This window comes from Actinomyces acetigenes (assembly GCF_031296635.1).
Lineage (GTDB): Bacteria > Actinomycetota > Actinomycetes > Actinomycetales > Actinomycetaceae > Actinomyces > Actinomyces acetigenes.
The window spans coordinates 23,801-43,352 of the sequence record NZ_JASPFC010000012.1 but is presented as its reverse complement, the minus strand read 5'-3'; the positions used below and the strand labels follow the sequence as shown (position 1 = coordinate 43,352).

The following is a 19,552-nucleotide window of genomic DNA, read 5'->3' as shown; positions in this document are numbered from 1 at the left end:
GCGCGCCTGTGCGAGACAGGGCCCAGACTACCGGCTTATAGGTGGTAGTGGTGGGTCGAGTTCAAGGTTCTGATCACGTTATGGGTAGCAAACCACGGTGGGGCGAGAGACTCATGCCTCTCGCCCCACCGCTGTACGTGTTTCCGGCCCGGGTCAGCCCTGAGCCGGGCGCAGGAAGACCGCTCCCATCGGGGGGACCCGCAGGCTCACGGAGGCCGGGCGCCCGTTCCAGGGCAGGTCCTCGGCCTCGACACGGCCCAGGTTGCCCACGCCGGAGCCGCCGTAGTCCTCGGAGTCGGTGTTGAGGACCTCCTCCCAGTCCCCGGCGAAGGGCAGGCCCACCCGGTAGCCCTCGTGCGGGGTGCCGGCGAAGTTGATGATGCAGACCATCAGGTCGGCCCGCCCGTCGGCGTCGGTGCCCTTACGCAGGTAGGACAGGACGTTGTGGTCGCCGTCGCCGGCCTCGATCCACTCGAATCCTCGGTGGGAGAAGTCCTCCGACCACAGGGCCGGCGAGCTCAGGTAGAGGCGGTTGAGGTCGCTGACCAGGGCGAGCAGCCCCTGGTGGCCGGGGTCGTCCAGGATCCACCAGTCCAGGGAGGTATCCGCGTTCCACTCGGTTCCCTGACCGAACTCCTGCCCCATGAACAGCAGCTGCTTGCCGGGGTGGGACCACTGGTAGGCGTACAGGGCGCGCAGGCCCGCCAGCTCCTGCCAGTGGTCGCCGGGCATCTTGGACAGCAGAGAGCCCTTGCCATGGACGACCTCATCGTGGCTCAGCGGCAGGATGAACTGCTCGGAGAAGGCGTACACGAGGGAGAAGGTCAGCTCGCCGTGGTGGTAGCGGCGGTTGACCGGGTCCTCTGCGAGGTAGCGCAGGGTGTCGTTCATCCAGCCCATGTTCCACTTCAGCCCGAAGCCCAGGCCGCCGTACTCGGTGGGGGCGGTGACGCCCGGCCACGCCGTGGACTCCTCAGCGGCCATGACGATGCCGGGGTTCTTGCGGTAGGCGGTGGCGGTGGCCTCCTGCAGGAAGCTGATGGCCTCCAGGTGCTCGCGGCCGCCGAACTGGTTGGGGTGCCACTGGCCGTCCTGGCGCGAGTAGTCCAGGTAGAGCATGGAGGCCACGGCGTCGACGCGCAGACCGTCGGCGTGGAACTCCTGGAGCCAGTACAGGGCGTTGGCGACCAGGAAGTTGCGCACCTCGTTGCGTCCGAAGTTGAACACGTAGGTGCCCCAGTCGGGGTGCTCGCCTCGCTGCGGGTCGGGGTCCTCGTACAGCGGGGTGCCGTCGAAGCGGGCCAGGGCCCACTCGTCCTTGGGGAAGTGGGCGGGAACCCAGTCCAGGATGACGCCGATGCCGGCCTGGTGGAGCTGGTCCACCAGGTAGCGGAAGTCGTCCGGGGTGCCGAAGCGCGAGGTGGGGGCGTAGTAGCTGGTGACCTGGTAGCCCCAGGAGCCGCCGAAGGGGTGCTCGGCCACCGGCAGGAACTCCACGTGGGTGAAGCCGGCCTCCTTGACGTAGGGGACCAGCTCCTCGGCCAGGCCGCGGAAGCCCAGCCCCTGGCGCCATGAGCCGATGTGGACCTCGTAGATGCTCATCGGTCCGCTGTGGGGGTCGGTGGCGGCGCGCTTGGCCATCCACTCCTGGTCCTCCCACTGGTGGAACTGGTCGGTGACGACCGAGGCGGTGGCCGGGGGGACCTCGGTGGCGCGGGCCATCGGGTCGGCCTTCTGGTGCCAGGAGCCGTCGGCGAAGCAGATCTCGAACTTGTAGCGCGCACCGACCCCGACGCCGGGCACGAACAGCTCCCACACCCCGGAGGAACCCAGGGAGCGCATGGCGGTGGCGGTGCCGTCCCAGTAGTTGAAGTCGCCGACGACGCGCACGGCGCGGGCGTTGGGGGCCCACACGGCGAAAGCGGTTCCCTCGATCTCGCCCATGGGGCCGTCGTAGTGCTTGATGTGGGCGCCCAGGACCTCCCACAGCTCCTCGTGGCGGCCCTCGGAGATGAGGTAGGTGTCCATCTCACCCAGGGTCGGCATGTAGCGGTAGGGGTCGTCGACGGTGGTGGTCTCGTCGCCGTAGGTGACTTTGATGCGGTAGTCGGGGATCTCCTGGCCGGGCAGGACCGCCACCCAGACGCCGTCCTGCTCATGGGTGGCCGGGTGGGTGCCGTCCTTGGTGACGACGACGACGTCGTCGGCAAGGTGGCGGACGGTGCGGATGGTGACTCCGTTCTCGCCGACGTGGGCGCCCAGGACCTCGTGCGGGTCGTGGTAGCGCGCGTAGGCGACGTCAGCCAGGATCCAGGGGTCCACGGGGACGGGGGTGAGGTCGACTGGGGCCTCGGAGCCGAGGTCCTTCTCAGGTGTGTTGGCGCTCATACAGCAACTCTTCCATGCGTTGGTGATTAACGGGTGCTTTTGGACGTCAAACCGATGGGGATGACGGGGATGGAGGATCGTTGCGTGCTCAGCCCTCCGTGTGCTTGGACAGGACCGACTCGATCCCCGCCATGGGGATGCCCAGCCAGTCGGGACGGTTGCGGGCCTCGTAGACGGCCTCGTAGAGGGCCTTGTCGAGCTCCAGGCAGGTCAGGACCGTCTGATACGAGGCCTCTGCCTGCTCCTCGGTGCTGGACACGGTCGGCGAGGGCTCCGGCGAGCCGGTCTCCTGGCGCCCCTGGCGGTAGCCCTCCTCGAAGGCGGTGCGCACGGCGGGGAGCCAGTCGGGGTGGGGGGCCTTGCCGACGGCGGCGGCGTAGTCGAAGGAGCGCAGCATGCCGGCCACGTCCCGAGCCGGCAGGTCGGGGTCGGAGCGCTGGGCCAGGGGGCGCAGGGGCTCGCCCTCGAAGTCCAGGACGTACCAGCGCTGCTCGCCGTCGATCTCGTGGAGAACCTGTCCCAGGTGGTAATCGCCGTGGATGCGGGTGGCCGGTTCCAGGGCGTCCAGCGCCTCGAGCCGGGCCAGAGCCCGCTCCACCTTGAGCTCCAGGGCGGGGATGTGGCCGGAGAGCTCGGGCACCTCCTCCAGCGCCCACCGGGCGCGCTTGCGCAGCGCGGCGGCGAGCTCGGCTGGCGAGGGGGGCCTGCTCGCGCCCAGGGAGGCGGCCAGGTGGTGGTGCATCTGCGCCGTCGTGCGGCCCAGATCGCGGGCCAGGTCGACGGCGCGGGCCCGCACCGGCCCGTCGACGTCGTCGGTGGAGGCCAGGGAGCAGAACAGCTCGAAGCCGTCGTCGGCCCGGGGCACGAAGCTGCATGCCACCGCCGAGTCGGTGGACTCCTCCAGGGCGGGCTGGCCGCAGCCGCCCATGCGCGTCCAGGTCATGGTGGACCAGGCCACCGGCGTGGGCACCCGGTCCCAGCCGCTGCGGGCCAGGGCCACCGACAGCTCCACGTCGGGATTGCGCCCGTGCTCCAGGACCCGCAGGAGCTTGACGATGAGGTCACCGGTGGCGGCGTCCTGCTCCCCAAGAGCCTCGGCGGGGTCGGAAGGGGCCGGCAGGATGACGGAGGTGTTGGACTGCTCCCCGGTGGTCACCCGCAGCCTCGGCGCCCGCTGGGCGATGGCCAGGGCTCCGGCCTCGTCCAGGACGGTGCCCGCCTTCAGGGCGTTCAGGGCCCAGGCCCGCCAGAAGGCCGGGTGGTGGGCGCCGTCGACGAGCGCCACCTGCGTGGGTGACCCCTGAGAGCCGGTGGTCACCAGCAGGCCGTGGTTGCCGGGTGCCTCACCGGGGGTGGCGAAGGAGTCGAGCGCCTCGGCGGCCTCCAGGACCACCGGTACGTGCAGCAGCACGGCGCTCCGGGCGCGCCCACTGTGCCCGGTGTGCTCACCGTGCCCGCTGTCGCCCCGCGGTGCGGCTATGACGAGGTCGCGCACGCCCTCCTCGGGTTCCCAGGAGGCGATGATGCGCAAGGAGCCCGGCACCGGGGCGGCGTCCCCCTTGAGCGGGAACCAGCGGCGCTGAAGCATCCACGGGCCCAGGGCCGCCAGGATCTCGGTGTCGCTGGGCCAGGTCGACGGCGCCCCGGCGCTGCGCAGCGGGGGCGCGGTCGACGCCGCGTTCTGTGCTGCCTTGGCTGCGGAGATGGAATCGGTGGGCATCAGGCATCCTCTCGGTGGGGCGGTTCTGGGCGGTATGGGTAGAGGTGGTGTCGGCCGGGGGCGCGGAGGATTGGGAGTCCCCCGAGTGCTCCGTGCCCCCGGCATTCTCCACGCTCTCCGGCGTGTCCCTGTCGACCGACAGCCAGTAATAGCCGCGCGCGCCCAGCGTCAGGGTGAGGCGGCCGTGTTCGTCGATGGAGGGGAAGGGGCAGCCGCCGAACAGGTCGATGGTGCGTCGCCCGGCCAGCTCGGGAACCTCGATCGTCACCGAGCGGGGCGTGGCCGAGAGGTTGGCGACGCACAGGAGGGTCTCGCCCCCCTGCCCTGGCTCCTCGTCGCAGCGCGTGTGCGCCAGGACGGCGTCGTCGCTGGTGGAGCGCAGGAGGAAGCTCCCGCGACCCAGCACGGGGTGGGCGCGGCGCAGGTGCAGAATCCGTCGGGTGAAGTGCAGCAGCGAGTCGGGCCGGGCCATCTCAGTGGCCACCCTCAGGTGCGCGTACCCAGGGGCCTGGATGAGCGGAAGCGTCAGGGCGCCGGGGTCAACCACGGAGGAGAAACCCATGTTGGGGGAGTCGTCCCACTGCATGGGGGTGCGCACGGCGTCGCGGTCCTCCAGCCAGATGTTCTCACCCATGCCGATCTCGTCGCCGTAGTAGAGGCAGGGGCTGCCCGGCAGCGACAGGAGTAGGGCGTAGGCCAGCTCCACCTCGGCGCGCGAGGCGTCCAGGAGCGGGGCCAGGCGGCGCCGGATCCCGATGTTGGCGCGCATACGCTCCTCGGGGGCGTACCAGGCGTACATCTGGTCGCGCTCGGCGTCGGTGACCATCTCCAGGGTCAGCTCGTCGTGGTTGCGCAGGAAGGTCCCCCACTGCCCGTGAGCGGGGATGTCGGGGGTCTTCTCCAGCACCCAGCGAATGGCCTCGGCCGAGCCCTGCCGCAGCGCGAAGAAGATGCGCGGCATGACCGGGAAGTGGAAGCACATGGTGCACTCGGGCACCTCCTCGGTGCCGAAGTACTCCACGACGTCCTCGGGCCACTGGTTGGCCTCGGCCAGCGTGATGGTCCCGGGGAACTCCCGGTCGAGCATCTCGCGGATCCCAGCGATGATCTCGTGGGTACCGGCCAGGTTCTCGCAGTTGGTGCCCTCCGACTCGATCAGGTAGGGGACGGCGTCGAGGCGGAAGCCGTCCACCCCGGTGCGCGCCCAGAAACGGATGACGTCGTGGATGGCCTCGATGACCGCCGGGTTGCGGTAGTTGAGGTCGGGCTGGTGGGAGAAGAAGCGGTGCCAGTAGAACTGGCCGCGCTCGACGTCGTAGGCCCAGTTGGACTCCTCGGTGTCCACGAAGATGATGCGGGCGTCGTCGTAGCCGGAGTCGTCGTCGGCCCACACGTAGAAGTCTCCGTAAGGACCCTCGGGGTCCGAGCGGGAGGCCTGGAACCAGGGGTGGGCGTCCGAGGTGTGGTTGACGACCATGTCGATGATGATGCGGATCCCACGCTGGTGGGCCTGGTGGACCAGCTCGCGGAAGTCCTCCATCGTTCCGTAGCGCGGGTCGATGGCCGTGTAGTCGGAGATATCGTAGCCTCCGTCGCGCCCGGGGGAGGGGTAAAAGGGCGGGATCCACACGCAGTCCACGCCCAGCCACGCCAAATAGTCCAGCCGGGAGATGAACCCGCGCAGGTCCCCGACGCCGTCGCCGTCGGAGTCGGCGAAGGAGCGCAGCAGCGCCTCGTAGAAGACCGCCGTGCGGAACCACTCGGGGTCCGGGCTCAGGCCGGGCCGGGCCTGAGCGGGCAGGACCGGTACGCCGGGGATCGGCGGTGCCACCGTCATCGGCATGGGGATCCCGCCGCTGGGGGTGGGCAGCGCCGCCATGGCCACGGTTCCGGCAGCGGCCAAGGGAGCCGCTACAGGGACACTCCCCGGCACAGGCTGGCCGAAAGGGCCGACCGGCACTGCGGCCTGCGGCTCGTTGCCAGCAGGCATCGGGCCGGTGCTCATCGGGTCCGTGCTCACAACGGCTCCACGGAGAAGACGTGGGCGACCTGCCCGGCGAAGGGATCAAGGCGTACGTAGTTCTGCCCCGACCAGTCGTAGGTGTCTCCAGTGAGCTCGTCGGTCACTCTGACCACCGGGCGTGAGGCATCCACCCAGCCCGGCAGGCCCAGGGCCTCCAGGTTGAGGTAGACCTCGCCGGCGCGCGCCCCGTGCGGGTCGAGGTTGACCACCGTCAGGACGACATCCTCCCTGCCCGTGGGGCTGTGGAAGGCATCCACCCGCTTGGAGTAGGCGAGGAGCTGGTCATCGCTGGTGGGGTGGAAGTAGATGTCCCGCAGCTGGCGCAGGGCCGGGTGGGAGGATCGGGCGGCGTTGAGACGGGTGAGCAGGTTCTCGATCCCGTTGCGACGGGCGGTGGCGAAGTCGCGCGGCTTGTACTCGTACTTCTCGTTGTCGATCTGTTCCTCATAGCCCGGGCGCGGCGTGGACTCGGCCAGCTCGTAGCCCGAGTAGATGCCCCAGGTCGGCGAGAGCGTGGCCGCCAGGACGGCGCGCAGCTTGAAGGCCGGCACCTTCCCGTTGGTCATGAAGGGCGTGAGGATGTCGTGCGTGGTGGGCCAGAAGGCTGGACGCAGCAGGTGGGCGGTGCCCTTGCTGAGCTCCATCATGTACTCGATGAGCTCTTGCTTGGTGTTACGCCAGGCGAAGTAGGTGTAGGACTGGTGGAAGCCGATCATGCCCAGGGTGCGCATCATGGCGGGACGGGTGAAGGCCTCGGCCAGGAACAGCACGTCGGGGGACTCGGCGTGGATCTCGGCGATGAGCCGCTGCCAGAAGGCCAGGGGCTTAGTGTGGGGGTTGTCCACCCGGAAGATCGTCACGCCGTGTGCGATCCAGGTGTGCACGACCCCCAGGATCGCCTGATAGATGCCCTCGGGGTCGTTGTCGAAGTTGAGCGGGTAGATGTCCTGGTACTTCTTGGGCGGGTTCTCGGCGTAGGCGATCGAGCCGTCGGCCAGAACTGTGAACCACTCCGGGTGCTCGGTCACCCACGGGTGGTCCGGGGAGCACTGGAGCGCCAGGTCCAGGGCCACCTCCATACCCAGCTCACGCGAACGGGCCACCAGGGCGTCGAAGTCCTCGAAGGTGCCCAGGTCGGGGTGGATGGCGTCGTGCCCGCCGTCGGGGGAGCCGATGCCGTAGGGGGAACCGGGGTCACCGGGTTGGGCCGTCAAGGTGTTGTTGCGACCCTTGCGGTTGGTCAGGCCGATGGGGGAGATGGGCGTGAGGTAGAGGACGTTGAAGCCCATGGCCGCGATGCGGTCCAGCCGCTCGGCCGCGCTGCGCAGCGTCCCCGAGTGCCAGGTGCCGTCCTCGTTGACCCCCGAGCCCAGCGAGCGCGGGAAGATCTCATACCAGGAGCCGATCAGGGCGCGCTCGCGGTCCACCTGGAGGGGGTACTCGGCGGAGGGGGAGACGTGGTCGCGCAGCGGCAGGCGCTCCAGGGCGGCCTTGACCGAGTCCGACATGCCCGCAGCCAGGCGGTCGGCCACGGGGTTGGAGGGGTCGCGCATGATCCATACGGCGTCGTTGAGGGCCTTGATGCCCTCCTCGTCACGTCCCTCGATGGCCACCGCCCGGTCCAGGACCCGGGCGCCCTCCTCCAGCATGAGTTCGACGTCGATCCCGGCGGGCACCTTGATGCCGGCGTCGTGACTCCAGGTGGCGTACGGGTCCGACCACCCCTCGACGCGGAAGCGCCAGTCCCCGGGGGCGTCGGGCGCCACGGAGGCCTCATAGCGGTCCAGTCCCGGGGCGATGTCGTGCATGCGGGCGCTCGGGCCGTCACTGCCGTCGGGACGCACCAGCACCGCGGTGGCGCCGTAGCAGTCGTGCCCCTCGCGGAAGACGGTGGCGCGGATCGGGATGACCTCGCCGACGACGGCCTTGGCCGGCCAGCGCCCGTCCTCGACGACGGGAAAGACCTCCGTGACCGGGATCCGGCCGATCAGCGAGAACGGGGCCGGCTGTGGCGCCGCGGAGCTCGCGGACGGCACCGCCGGCGTGGTCTGCGTCCCGGTGCCCTGGGCGGGTGCATCGGTGGGAGCGGCAGAGGACTTGGAGGGACGGGTGGACTGCTTCTTGCCGGCCATCGGCGTCGTGTTCAGAGTCACAGGAACAAGACTACGATGAGAAACGAGCTGAGTCACATGCCGGCTCGCAGGGCGCGGATCGGCCCGGTACGCGCGTCGCGAACCGGGCCGATCGGGTGGCTGGGCAGGTCGGTTCAGCAGCCGACAAGCCGTCAGTAGTTCATCTGCATGGCGGTGCGGACGTCGTCGAGCGTCCTGGTAGCGACCTCGTTGGCCCGAGCATTGCCCTGCCGCAGGACCTCCAGGAGGTAGTCCTCGTTGGCCGCCAGCTCGGTGCGACGGGCCCGGATGGGGGCGAAGAACTCGTTGACGGCCTCCGTGGTGACCTTCTTGAGCGTGCCCGCCCCGCCGTCGCCGATGCGCTCGGCGATCTCCTCGGGAGCGCCCGCCCCGCACAGGGAGGCCAGCATCAACAGGTTGGAGACCTCCGGCCGGGTGACCGGGTCATAGGTGATGACGCGCTCGGAGTCCGTCTTGGCCTTCTTGAGGGCCTTGGCGGTCTCGTCGGCGCTCATGCGCAGCTCGATCGTGTTGCGGCGCGACTTGCTCATCTTCTCCCCGTCCAGGCCCAGCAGCATCGGGGCCTGGCTGAGCAGCGCCTCGGGGCGGCGGAAGACCGGGTGGTCCTTGACCGCCCGCCCGTAGCGCTTGTCGAAACGCTGGGCGATGAGCCGGGCCTGCTCCAGGTGGGGGAGCTGATCCTTCCCGACGGGCACGAGGTTGGCCTGGCAGAAGAGGATGTCGGTGGCCTGGTGGACCGGGTAGGTGAGCAGCAGGCCGCTCATGGCCCGCCCGTCGGTGGCCTCCAGCTCGGACTTCACCGTGGGGTTGCGGTGCAGCTCGGACTCGGTGACCAGGGACAGGAAGGGCAGCATCAGCTGGTTCTGGGCCGGGACCGCCGAGTGGGCGAAGATCGTCGAGCGCTGCGGGTCCACGCCCACCGCCAGGGCGTCGGTGACCAGGGACAGGACCCGCTCGCGAATGGGGCCGACGCCGTCGCGGTCGGTGATGACCTGGTAGTCGGCCACGAGGATCCAGGTCTCCACGCCCGCGTCCTGGATCGTCTTCCAGGAGTGCATGGTGCCGAAGTAGTGGCCCAGGTGCATGTTCCCGGTGGGGCGGACCCCGGTGAACATCCGGTAGCGGCCGGGGTTGACGGCGATATCGGCCTCGATCTCGGCGGAGCGGGCGATGGATCGGGCCAGGGAAGCGTCATTGGTGGCGTTGGCCAGGGCCTCCTCGGCCGCGGTGGGAGTCTGAGTCATGGCCTCATCCTAGGGGGTGGTGGTGCTGTGACGGACTGGGGCAGGCGTTGCCCGGCCCCGGGCTCAGTCATCGGAAGGCTGAGTGGCCAAGGCGCGCTCCAGCTCCTGGCGGGCCTGGGCGACGCGCTCGGGAGTGAAAGAGCTGTCATGACTGATCAGGGCCAACCCATCGAGGATCTCGGCACCGTAGCGGTGCCCGTGCCCAGCAGGCACGTTCATCGCCCGCGGCAGGTCCGCGCTCACTTGGAAGAAGGTGATGTAGGGCATCCAGCGCATGGTGGGGGAGCGATCCTTCCCAGGCTGCTCCCGTAACCAGTCCGGTGTCTGACGGATCAGCCTCGGCGACCACCACACCACCGGGTCGCTCGCATGCTGGATGTAGAGGATCCTCTGGTCTCCCCAGGTGGTGTCGCCGGCGAAGGCCTCCATATCCTCCTGGTCCTGGGCGAAGCGCACCGTCAGGCCGGCCGAGTAGGTGGGGTCTACCTCCTCCGTGCCCGGATCGCGCCGCGTCACCAGGTCTTGCCACAGTCTCGAGGAGTTGGGCGGGCCCGCCCACAGGACGCCGTCGACCGAGTCCAGGACGTCGGCCAAGCTGTCGAAGGCGGCTTCACCGGCCAGCACTCCCATCGACTCCCCATACAGCAGCAGCCGGGGTCGGTCGCCTTCTGGAAGCGTCTTCCACCAGGCCACGACAGCCGTCACCAGCGCCTTGCCGGAGGCCCGGGCCCTGTCGGTGTCGGCGATGAACTGCACCCCTGAGGGCAGGTAGGAGTACTGGGCGGCCGCGATCGCCGTATCGCCGTCGTAGAGCACCTCCAGTGACAGAGCCGCCACTGGGTCCACCCAACCGGTCCCCGTCGTCGGGGCGATCATGATCGCCGAGCGGGAGGCCGCCCCGGTGCGCTTCAGCTCTTCGACGACGAGTGCGGCCCGTGCCTGGTCACTCCCCGCGCTCTCCAACCCGGCGTAGACGCGGATCGGCTCACTGGCCGGCCGGGAGGTCACCTTCTCAAGGCCCTGCGCGTTCAGGCCCCGGCCCACAAAACGCTTGCCATAGGCCCCCAGGGACTCCCACGCCACGAGAGACTCCGGCGAGCCCGAGCGCTCGGCCGCCGTCGGCCGCGGCGTCGAAGGCGGATCCGCACTGTTGCGCACGGAGAAGGCCGACTCCGCGCCCCGGATGATGATGCCCGGGATCGTCTGGTTCACCAGCGTGAATACCAGCACGAGCACGATGATCCAGGAAGATACCGAGCGCACCGGCAGTGGCAGTCGCTGAGGCAGGTGCCGCTTCAGCCAGGCCTCCAGGCGCAGGAAGCCGCGCCCCACCATGACCAGGGCCATCCAGATGCTGAAGCCCACGGGGAAGACCAGCAGGTACTGCGCGGGCGTGTAGGCGCGGTAGTCAGTCAGGGAGGCCACCTGCTGCTGCCAATGGACCGCCTGCAGCAGGATCGCGTTGAGTCCTAAAACCACGATAACACTCAGCGTGAACTCCACCCGTCGCCTCCAGCGAGGCACCCAGGACGGCAGACTCCTGCCACTGGCCTCCCACAGGATCTGCACCACCTTGCTCACCCAGGTACGCCAGTTCCACGACAACCAGACGCCTACGAGGTAACCGGTTGCCGCGCACAGCCCGCAGGCCACCCCCTGGAAGAGGATGTCGCGGGGGATGAGCGACGGTGTCAGTGCCAGGACGAAGAACACTGAGCCCAGGACCAGTCCTGCCAGGTCCGGCCGCAGACGGTCCCAGGCGCGTTCAACAGGGGGAGGAAACGTCAGCATCGGGCACCAGCCTATGCCGAATCAACTGTCTGGTGCGGCAGCCCTAGCTGGCACCGACCGCCTCGGTCTGTTCGGTCTGGGGACCCGCCTTGAGGGTCTCGAGCGACTCACCGGAGAAGTAGACCCGCAGAGACAGCGCCTCCAGCATCGTCGTGTCACCCGGGCGGTCGTGATGGCAGTCCGTGAGACTCTCAACGGTGTGACCCTCAGGGCTGCCCGCCACGGTCTTGACGTCCTTGACCTCGCCGGCGTCGTCCGTCTCGATGATGACGTCGGTCTGAGTGTCTTGGGGGCTTCGGCTCACGCGCCGCGCCTGGGAGAAGGGGGCGGTATGAGGCTGGGGGACCGCCCAGGTCGAGTCCCAGGCCAGGTGCCAGTCGGTTCCGCGCCCCTCGGGCAGGACGACGTCGACCTGGTCCAGGGCGCCGTTGATGACCACGAGCATGTCGTCGTCGTCCCAGGGACGGCCCGAGCGCAGCATCTGGACCACGCGAGTGAGCGGGTCGTGCCAGGAGTCCCCGTCCATCGGTGCGGCGTCCGCCCGGTACCAGGCCAGATCCGCGATCGTGTCACCGTCAAGGACCTGCCCGGTCGCGAAGCGCGAAGGGCGCGCCACCGGGTGGGTGTGGCGCAGGTGGATGAGGAAGCGCGTCGTGGCGACCAGGTCGCGCTGCCAGACCTCCAGGTTCCAGTCCACCCAGGAGAGCACGGAGTCCTGGCAGTAGCAGTTGTTGTTGCCCTGCTGGGTGCGCCCCATCTCGTCGCCGGCCACCAGCATGGGGGTCCCGGCGCTCAGCAGCACGGTGGCCAGCAGGTTGCGCATCGACCGGCGGCGCAGCACCTCGATCGGACCACCGTTGATGCCCTCGACGACGTCTCCCTCAAAACCGTGGTTCCAGGAGCGGTTGTTGGAGTTGCCGTCGCGGTTGTCCTCCTTGTTGGCCAGATTGTGCTTGTGGTCATAGACCACCAGGTCACGCAGGGTGAAGCCGTCGTGCGCCGCCACGAAGTTGACCGAGCCCAGCGGGCCGCGACCGCCGGGGAACTCCCCGTGGCTGAACAGGTCCGCGCTGCCCGACAGGCGCGTCGCCAGGTCACGCAGGTCCGAGCCCAGACGGCCCTTGGAGATCTCTGAGGCGTCGCGCAGCCAGAAGGAGCGCGTGGTGTCGCGGAAGTGGTCGTTCCAGTCCTGGAAGGGCTCGGGGAACTGGCCGGTGCGCCAGCCGCCGGGCCCCACGTCCCAGGGCTCGCTGATGAGCTTGACGGTGCTGAGCACCGGGTCCGTGGCGATCGCCGTGAGCAGCGGGTGGCGCGGCGAGAACTCCGCGGCATGGCGGCCCAGGGTGGTGGCCAGGTCGAAGCGGAAGCCGTCGACGCCGACCTCGGTGACCCAGTAGCGCAGCGAGTCCAGGGCCAACCGGATCGCCCCGGTGGCCCGGAAGTCCACCGTGTTGCCGGTGCCGGTGACGTCCATGTACTGCGCCGGCAGGTAGGGGGCGTGCAGGTAGTAGTCCAGGTTGTCCAGGCCGCGCAGGCTCAAGGAGGGGCCGTCGACACCGCCCTCGCAGGTGTGGTTGTAGACGACGTCGAGCACGACCTCCAGGCCGACCTCGTGGAGCATGGAGACCATGCCGCGCACCTCGTCCAGGACCGCCTGTGGGCCGGCTGCACGCGCCGCGGCCGTGGCGTAGGAGGGCTCGGGCGCGAAGTAGCTGAGAGTGGAGTAGCCCCAGTAGTTGGTCAGGCCCCGCTTGATCAGGAAGGGCTCACTCACCGAGGCGTGGATCGGCAGCAGCTCGATCGTGGTGATCCCCAGGCCCTTGAGGTGCTCGACCGTCACCGAGTGGGCCAGCCCCGCGTAGGTGCCGCGAAGATCCTCGGGCACGCCCGGCAGCAGGTAGGTCAGGCCCTTGACGTGGGCCTCGTAGATGACGGTCCGCTCGCGAGGCACGCGCGGCCCCGGAACCACCGGGAAGGTGTCGCCGGTGACCACGCCGACGGCGGTGGCGCCGGCCGAGTCCAGGTGCGAGGGCCTCCAGGGCTCGGCCGCCGGAACCAGGTCGTCAGTGACCTCGTGGGCGTAGACAGCCGGCCCCAGATCCACTCGGCCGTCCAGGGCGCGGGCATAGGGGTCCAACAGCAGCTTGTGGGGGTTGTAGAGCAGGCCCTCGTGCGGGTTCCAGGGCCCGTAGGCGCGGTAGCCGTAGCGCTGACCGGCTCCGACGCCGGGGACGTGGGCGCTCCACAGGCCCCGCGAGGGCCCGTGCATCCCGATCCGGGTCTCCTCCACCACGGCGCCGTCGGCACCCATGGTCAGCAGGCACAGGTCCACGGCCGTGGCGTGCGGGGCGTGGACCGCGAAGTCCGCGCCGTCTCCGTTCAGAGCGACGCCCAGGCTGTGGTCGGGAGCTGCTGGCAGCTCGGCGCGCGGTGCTGGGGCGGGCTCTGGCGTCGAAGACATGGGCCCATTGTCCTGGCGGCTGCCGGTTGCTACCACTTGAGGGGTAGTGAGGTCTCCCTCGTAGGAGTGCGCCGCGTCGCGTTTAGGCCACCGGGCGTGACGGCGTCGTCATCATTTCGTCGTTCCGATCCTTGTCCTGACGCCGTGTCAGGGTGACTGAGCGCTCAGTGGTGAGATGCCGCTGTTATGGCAACCTTGATCCCATGAGAATCGTGGTCTGCATCAAGCACGTTCCCGACGTGCAGTCCGAGCGCCGCATCGAGGACGGTCGACTCGTGCGCGGCGAGGAGGATGTCCTCAACGAGCTCGACGAGAACGCCGTCGAGGCCGCCGTCACCCTGGCCGAGGAGGCCGACGGCGAGGTCATCGCCCTGACCATGGGGCCTGAGGACGCTGAGGACGGGGTGCGCCGCGCCCTGCAGATGGGGGCCGACTCCGGGATCGTCGTCGCCGACGACGACCTGGCCGGAGCCGACGTCGTCACCACCGCCCGGGTCCTGGCCGCCGCCATCGAGCGCATCGGCGAGGTCGACCTGGTTGTCACCGGTATGGCCTCCCTGGACTCCATGACCTCCATGCTGCCCGGCGCCCTGGCCGCCGCCCTGCACCGTCCGGCCCTGACGCTGGCCAACCACCTCGAGGTCGACGGCGGCGTCGTGACCGTCACCCGCACCGTGGGCACCGTCCGCGAGGTCCTCAGCGCTGCGCTGCCCGCGCTCGTCAGCGTCACCGACCAGGCCAACGAGCCCCGCTACCCCAACTTCGCCGCCATGCGCGCCGCGAAGAAGAAGCCCATCGACTTCTGGGACGCCTCCGAGCTCGGCCTCCAGATCGCCGAGCCGGCTGTCACCGTCGTCGACGACGAGGCCCGACCCGCCCGTGAGGCCGGCATCATCCGCACCGACGCCGGGGAAGCGGGCCGCGAGCTCGCCGCCTGGCTCGTGGAGAACAAGCTCGTCTGACGGCCGGCCGCAGCGCCCCCACGTCCCCCAGCCGGGGCGCTGGATGCCGTAGCGCCGCCCGTCCGCCTCATACCACTCGCGAAAGAAGCTGATTCCCATGCTCGATGCCCCCCTGCTCGTCCTCGTCGACCTCGAGACCACCGAGGCCGCCCCCACCGGCCCCAGCCTGGAGCTGCTCACCGCCGCTCGGGAGCTGACCGGCGGCGACGTCGTCGCCCTGGCCCTCCAGCACCTGGGTGAGGCCGCTCGCGCGGCCCTGGCCGGTGCCGGCGCCACCCGCCTGCTGACCGCCGACCTGGGTGAGGCCGCCCACCTGCCCGCCACCGCGGCCGACGCCGTCGTGGCGGCCGCCGGCACCGTCCAGCCCGCCGCGGTCCTGGTCGTCTCCGACTACCGTGGCAAGGAGCTGGCCGGGCGGGCCGCCGTCGTACTCGGCTCGGCCTGCGTCTGCGACGTCACCGCCCTGGAGGCCGCCGGCGCCGAGCTACGCGCCTCCAAGCTGGTCCTGTCCGGCTCCTGGTCCACCACCGCCGGCGTCGCCTCGGGCGGCAGCGCGCCGATCATCGCCGTGCGCCCCGGGATCGCCGAGGTCACCACGGCCGAGGGCGCGCCCCTGACGGCCGAGCCCCTCGAGGTCCCCGTGAGCGCCGAGGCCGCCGCCGTGCGCCTCGTCTCACGCGAGGCCACCTCCGTCGCCTCCGGCCCGGCCCTGAGCGAGGCACGCACCGTCGTCGTGGGCGGCCGCGGTGTGGACGGCGACTTCGACCTGGTCCGCTCCCTGGCCCAGCCGCTCGACGCCGCCGTCGGAGCCACCCGCGTGGCCTGTGACGAGGGCTGGATTGAGCGCAGTGCCCAGATCGGTCAGACCGGCGAGACCATCTCTCCGCGCCTGTACATCGGCCTGGGCGTCTCCGGCGCCGTCCACCACACCAGCGGCATCCAGGGGGCCGGCACGGTCGTCGCCATCTGCGACGACTCCGAGGCTCCGATCTTCGAGATGGCCGACTTCGGCGTCGTCGGCGACGTCACCGAGGTCGTGCCCCAGCTCGTCGAGGAGCTCGCCAGGCTGCGCGGCTGATACGGCAACGGGTGGACGGACGAGGCAGCACCGATCGATCTGTGGAGGCAGGAAGATGACCGCAGGATCGAGCGGACGGCCTGCGCCTGAGACGAGTAAGGCGCTGCGTCCTGCCGCTGAGGAGCGGTGGGCCGATGAGCTGGCCGCCCTGGCGGCCGCCGACGCCCAGCGCGGCGCGGAGATCCCCCGGGGGTGGCGCCTGTCGCCGCACTCCGTGCGCGCCTTCATCGTCGGGGACGAGGATCTCGGTGTCACCCGGAAGTTCTACGGGGACGACCCGCTCGTCGACCGGGCGATCGTGACGCTGCTCGGACGCCAGGGCCTCATGCTCGTCGGCGAACCGGGAACCGCGAAGTCCATGCTCTCCGAGCTGCTCGCCGCAGCGGTCTGCGGCGCCTCGACCCTGACCATCCAGGGCTCTGCCGGCACCACCGAGGACCACGTCCGCTACTCGTGGAACTACGCGCTCCTCATCGCCGAGGGCCCTACGCGCAGGGCCCTGGTGCCCTCGCCGGTCTACCAGGCCATGGAGCAGGGCAGCATCGTGCGCTTCGAGGAGATCACTCGCTGCCCGCCCGAGATCCAGGACACGCTCGTCTCCGTGCTCTCCGAGAAGCAGCTCATGGTCCCGGAGCTGGGAGACGGCTTCCGCGTCAGCGCGGCTCAGGGATTCAACGTCATCGCCACCGCGAACCTGCGTGACCGCGGCGTCCACGAGATGTCTTCCGCGCTCAAGCGGCGCTTCAACTTCGAGACGGTGCGACCCATCACCGACCGAGCCTTCGAGGCCGAGCTCATTGAGCGTGCCCTGGACGCCGAGCTCGGCGAGCAGCGGGCGCCCATGAGCCCCCAGGTACTCGACGTCCTGGTCACCGCCTTCGCTGACCTGCGCACCGGGACCACGCAGGCCGGTACCCCGGTCAAGCGCCCCGAGACCGTCATGTCCACCGCGGAGGCCGTCAACGTCGGTGTGGCCGCGTCGTTGAGCGCCCGCTACCTCGGCGACGGCACGGTCAGGGCCTCCGACATCGCCCGCCAGATGGTGGGAGTAGCGCTCAAGGGCGAGGACGAGGATGCCACGCGCATCCGTTTCTACCTCGACTCGGTGGTGCGTGAACGGGCCGAGAGCAGCGCCGAGTGGAGAGACTTCCTGGTTGCCTCCCAAGGACTGTGGGAGTGAGCGCTCCGACGACGCAGGTTCCCGCCCGGCTCCAGCGCGCCTTGGACGCCCAGCGGCGCTGGGGCGAGGCGGGCGTTCACCTCGTCCCCGTCCGCCACCACTCGCCCGCCTGCGCCCTGGCCCTGTCGGCCCTTCTGGAGGAGGTGCACCCCACCGCGGTCCTCATCGAGGGGCCGGTCGAGTACGCCGCCCTTTTGCCCTCCCTTCAGGACCCGCGGACCGTTCCGCCGGTGGCACTGCTCTCCCTGGGGGAGCGCACCGCCTCCTACTACCCGCTGGCCGAGTTCTCCCCGGAGTGGGTGGCTCTGCGGTGGGCGGGGGAGCACGGGGTCGAGGCCGCCTTCATCGACCGCAGCGCCTGCCTTCGAGAGGATGACGATTCTCGCGGCGATTCTCGCGGTGATGCTCGAGGCGGGGTCGCCCGCACGCTCCAGGCCGAGCGGTACCTAGCGCGCTCGCGCAGCCTGGACGCCCTCGCCCGGCGCCTAGGCTGCCGGGACCACGACGAGGTCTGGGAGCACCTCTTCGAGGACCGGGCCACCGCCGATATCCGATCCTGGCGGGGCTTCTTCTCCGATACCCTGGCGTGGGCGGGGCTGGCCCGGCTCGACGTTGAGCGTGAGGTCCTCGATACCGACGGCACCCACGCCCGCGAGGCCGTCATGGCAGCCGCTCTGAGACGACATCTGCCAGAATCATCCGCATCGACTGGTGTCGGCGAGACGAACGCCGCTGCTCCGGCCGCCCCGGTCGTGGTTGTCACCGGGGGCTTTCACACCATGGCACTGCTCGACTACCTCGACGCGACCGAGCACGCCGCATGGCTGCCCGAGCCGCAGCCCCAGCCCGGCGGGCCGGCATGGCTCATCCGCTACGACTACGCACGCCTCGACGCCCTGCGCGGATACGGCGCCGGCATGCCCTCGCCGGGCCTGTGGCAGCGAGCCTGGCGGGCCCGCACCGGGGCCGGTCCTCTTGCACGCAGCGGCACAGGCTCCCGACGACCCACGCGGCGCACTGCCCAGACGACCCAAGAACCGGCTGAGGCTGCCCGAGCCTTCGCCACCACCGTGGTCATCGACGTCGCCACCGCCCTGCGGGGGCTCGGCGAACCACTGGGGACCGCCCAAGTGCTCGCCACCGTGGAGCAAGCCATGGGACTGGCCGCACTGCGCGGCCGGGCATGGCCCGGACGCTGTGACATCCTTGACGCCCTCACCAGCTGCCTGGCCAAGGACGAAACCGGGCTATCGGGCAATCTGGGAGCCGCCGTTGACTCCGTCCTTGCTGCCTCCGACGTGGGAGAGGTGCCCGACGGCATCGCCACCCCGCCACTGGTCCGCCAGGCGCGTGACCGCCTGCGCGCCGCGCGCTTCATCATCGACGACGCCGTCGAGCACCGCGTCAGCCTCGACACCAGCCGCCGACCTCGCCACCGCGAGCGCCGCGAGCTGCTTGCCCGCCTGCGTTTCGTCGGCTCCGGCTTCGCCCACCAGATCTCAGGGGCCGATCTCGTCGCCGGAACCGGCATGGGACAGTTCCTCGAGGAGTGGGTCTACGCCTGGACCCCCATGGTGGAGGCCGCACTCGTGCGCGCGGCGCAGGAGGCCCCCGATCTCGATGTCCTCGTGCGAACCCGACTGGCCCAGCGGCTCGCCGGTGAGCTCAGCGCCGAGACCCTGGTGGCGTTGGTCAGTGAGCTGGCGGTCATGGGGCTCGACGCCGAGACCGGCGACGTGTGCGACCGCCTCGAGAACAGTCTCGGGCAGCTCAGCGACTTGGGGGAGCTCGTCGAGGTCCTGCACCGGTTGACGGACCTGATCGAGTCCACGTCCCGACTGCGCCTGGACCAGGCCGCTTCGCGGATCCGATCCCTTCTGCACCGGGGTGACGCCATGATCGCCCGACGTGTCTCCGACCTGGTCGGGCTGGAGGACCAGGAGGCGGCCAGGGCCGTTGAGGCCCTCATCTCGGTACGAGACCTCATCACCCGAATCACCCGGTCAGCTGCCGATGACGAGCGCACCGGTGAGGCCGCCCAGAACGCCGGCTTCGGGGCGGTACTGCGTGAGATCGAGATTCTGCGTCGAAACCGCGACGCAGCCGCGGTCCTTGTCGGCTGTGCCACCGGCATCGCGGCCTCTGTGCGGGTACTCAGCGAGGAGGAGGCGGTGCGCGCCGTCGTCACTCATCTCGCCGTGGGTGCGGATCCGGTGCGGGCCGCAGACTTCATCGTGGGCCTGGTGCGAACCGCCCCGGACGTGCTTCTGCACTCTCCCGACGCCGTCGAGGCCGTCACCGGGGCTCTGACCTGCCTTGATGATCGGGCCTTCGTCGCCGCACTGCCTGACCTGCGCCGGGCCTTCACCACACTGAGGCCCATGGAGACTCATCGCCTGGCAGGGATGGTGGCGCAGCTCGTCGGGACCGCCGCCTCCGATCTCGACACCGTCTGGAACGTGGATCCGGCCCACGCCGCGCTCGGGGCCCAGCTCGAGCGGGAGCTGGTCGCCTCCCTGGTGCGCGACGGACTGGGGGAGTGGGCAGGGTGA

The 19,552-nt window shown here is 70.2% G+C and carries 11 protein-coding genes; 4 read left to right on the top strand and 7 right to left on the bottom strand.

Annotated elements, in window-relative coordinates; all coding sequences use genetic code 11:
• Positions 1–153 precede the first annotated feature (153 nt).
• From glgB to glgX, 7 genes are all read right to left on the bottom strand, one after another.
• The gene (glgB, locus tag RIV14_RS06545; RefSeq protein ID WP_075372650.1) at positions 154–2,388 is read right to left on the bottom strand and encodes a 1,4-alpha-glucan branching protein GlgB; all 2,235 of its coding nucleotides are present in this window, start codon (positions 2,386–2,388) and stop codon (positions 154–156) included.
• Positions 2,389–2,476: 88 nt separating this feature from the next.
• The gene (locus RIV14_RS06540; protein ID WP_428978869.1) at positions 2,477–3,931 is read right to left on the bottom strand and encodes a phosphotransferase; all 1,455 of its coding nucleotides are present in this window, start codon (positions 3,929–3,931) and stop codon (positions 2,477–2,479) included.
• Positions 3,834–6,098, bottom strand: coding sequence for a maltose alpha-D-glucosyltransferase (gene treS, locus RIV14_RS06535; RefSeq protein WP_428978868.1), 2,265 nt, complete (start codon positions 6,096–6,098; stop codon positions 3,834–3,836). Before treS ends, RIV14_RS06540 begins: the two co-directional genes overlap by 98 nt.
• Positions 6,099–6,124: 26 nt before the next feature.
• A complete protein-coding gene (locus RIV14_RS06530; protein WP_275531681.1) occupies positions 6,125–8,284 on the bottom strand; it encodes an alpha-1,4-glucan--maltose-1-phosphate maltosyltransferase in 2,160 nt (719 codons plus the stop codon).
• Positions 8,285–8,415: 131 nt separating this feature from the next.
• Positions 8,416–9,528 carry a tryptophan--tRNA ligase gene (gene trpS / locus RIV14_RS06525; RefSeq protein WP_075372649.1) on the bottom strand — a complete coding sequence of 371 codons (1,113 nt, stop codon included), beginning with the start codon at positions 9,526–9,528 and terminating at the stop codon, positions 8,416–8,418.
• A gap of 63 nt (positions 9,529–9,591) precedes the next feature.
• Positions 9,592–11,319 (bottom strand): alpha/beta hydrolase, encoded by a 1,728-nt coding sequence (locus RIV14_RS06520; protein WP_075372648.1) that lies wholly within the window; start codon positions 11,317–11,319, stop codon positions 9,592–9,594.
• A 43-nt stretch (positions 11,320–11,362) separates the two neighbouring features.
• Entirely contained in the window at positions 11,363–13,780 is a 2,418-nt protein-coding gene (gene glgX, locus RIV14_RS06515) for a glycogen debranching protein GlgX (RefSeq protein ID WP_075372647.1), read from the bottom strand.
• A gap of 203 nt (positions 13,781–13,983) precedes the next feature.
• On the opposite strand from glgX, the gene RIV14_RS06510 reads away from it, so the two are divergent.
• From RIV14_RS06510 to RIV14_RS06495, 4 genes are all read left to right on the top strand, one after another.
• A complete protein-coding gene (locus tag RIV14_RS06510; RefSeq protein ID WP_075372646.1) occupies positions 13,984–14,742 on the top strand; it encodes an electron transfer flavoprotein subunit beta/FixA family protein in 759 nt (252 codons plus the stop codon).
• 97 nt (positions 14,743–14,839) lie between these two features.
• Positions 14,840–15,820, top strand: a complete 981-nt coding sequence (locus RIV14_RS06505) for an electron transfer flavoprotein subunit alpha/FixB family protein (RefSeq protein ID WP_075372645.1) — start codon at positions 14,840–14,842, stop codon at positions 15,818–15,820.
• A gap of 55 nt (positions 15,821–15,875) precedes the next feature.
• Complete coding sequence (locus RIV14_RS06500; protein ID WP_075372644.1) at positions 15,876–17,000, top strand: ATP-binding protein; 1,125 nt, start codon at positions 15,876–15,878, stop codon at positions 16,998–17,000.
• Positions 16,997–19,552, top strand: a complete 2,556-nt coding sequence (locus RIV14_RS06495; RefSeq protein ID WP_075372643.1) for a DUF5682 family protein — start codon at positions 16,997–16,999, stop codon at positions 19,550–19,552. Before RIV14_RS06500 ends, RIV14_RS06495 begins: the two co-directional genes overlap by 4 nt.

Excerpts from the sequence above, each read along its gene's own strand:
- RIV14_RS06520 (WP_075372648.1), bottom strand. The coding sequence starts at position 11,319 with ATGCTGACGTTTCCTCCCCCTGTTGAACGCGCCTGGGACCGTCTGCGG.
- glgB (WP_075372650.1), bottom strand. The coding sequence starts at position 2,388 with ATGAGCGCCAACACACCTGAGAAGGACCTCGGCTCCGAGGCCCCAGTC.
- RIV14_RS06500 (WP_075372644.1), top strand. The coding sequence starts at position 15,876 with ATGACCGCAGGATCGAGCGGACGGCCTGCGCCTGAGACGAGTAAGGCG.
- RIV14_RS06505 (WP_075372645.1), top strand. The coding sequence starts at position 14,840 with ATGCTCGATGCCCCCCTGCTCGTCCTCGTCGACCTCGAGACCACCGAG.
- treS (WP_428978868.1), bottom strand. The coding sequence starts at position 6,098 with ATGCCTGCTGGCAACGAGCCGCAGGCCGCAGTGCCGGTCGGCCCTTTC.
- trpS (WP_075372649.1), bottom strand. The coding sequence starts at position 9,528 with ATGACTCAGACTCCCACCGCGGCCGAGGAGGCCCTGGCCAACGCCACC.
- RIV14_RS06510 (WP_075372646.1), top strand. The coding sequence starts at position 13,984 with ATGAGAATCGTGGTCTGCATCAAGCACGTTCCCGACGTGCAGTCCGAG.
- glgX (WP_075372647.1), bottom strand. The coding sequence starts at position 13,780 with ATGTCTTCGACGCCAGAGCCCGCCCCAGCACCGCGCGCCGAGCTGCCA.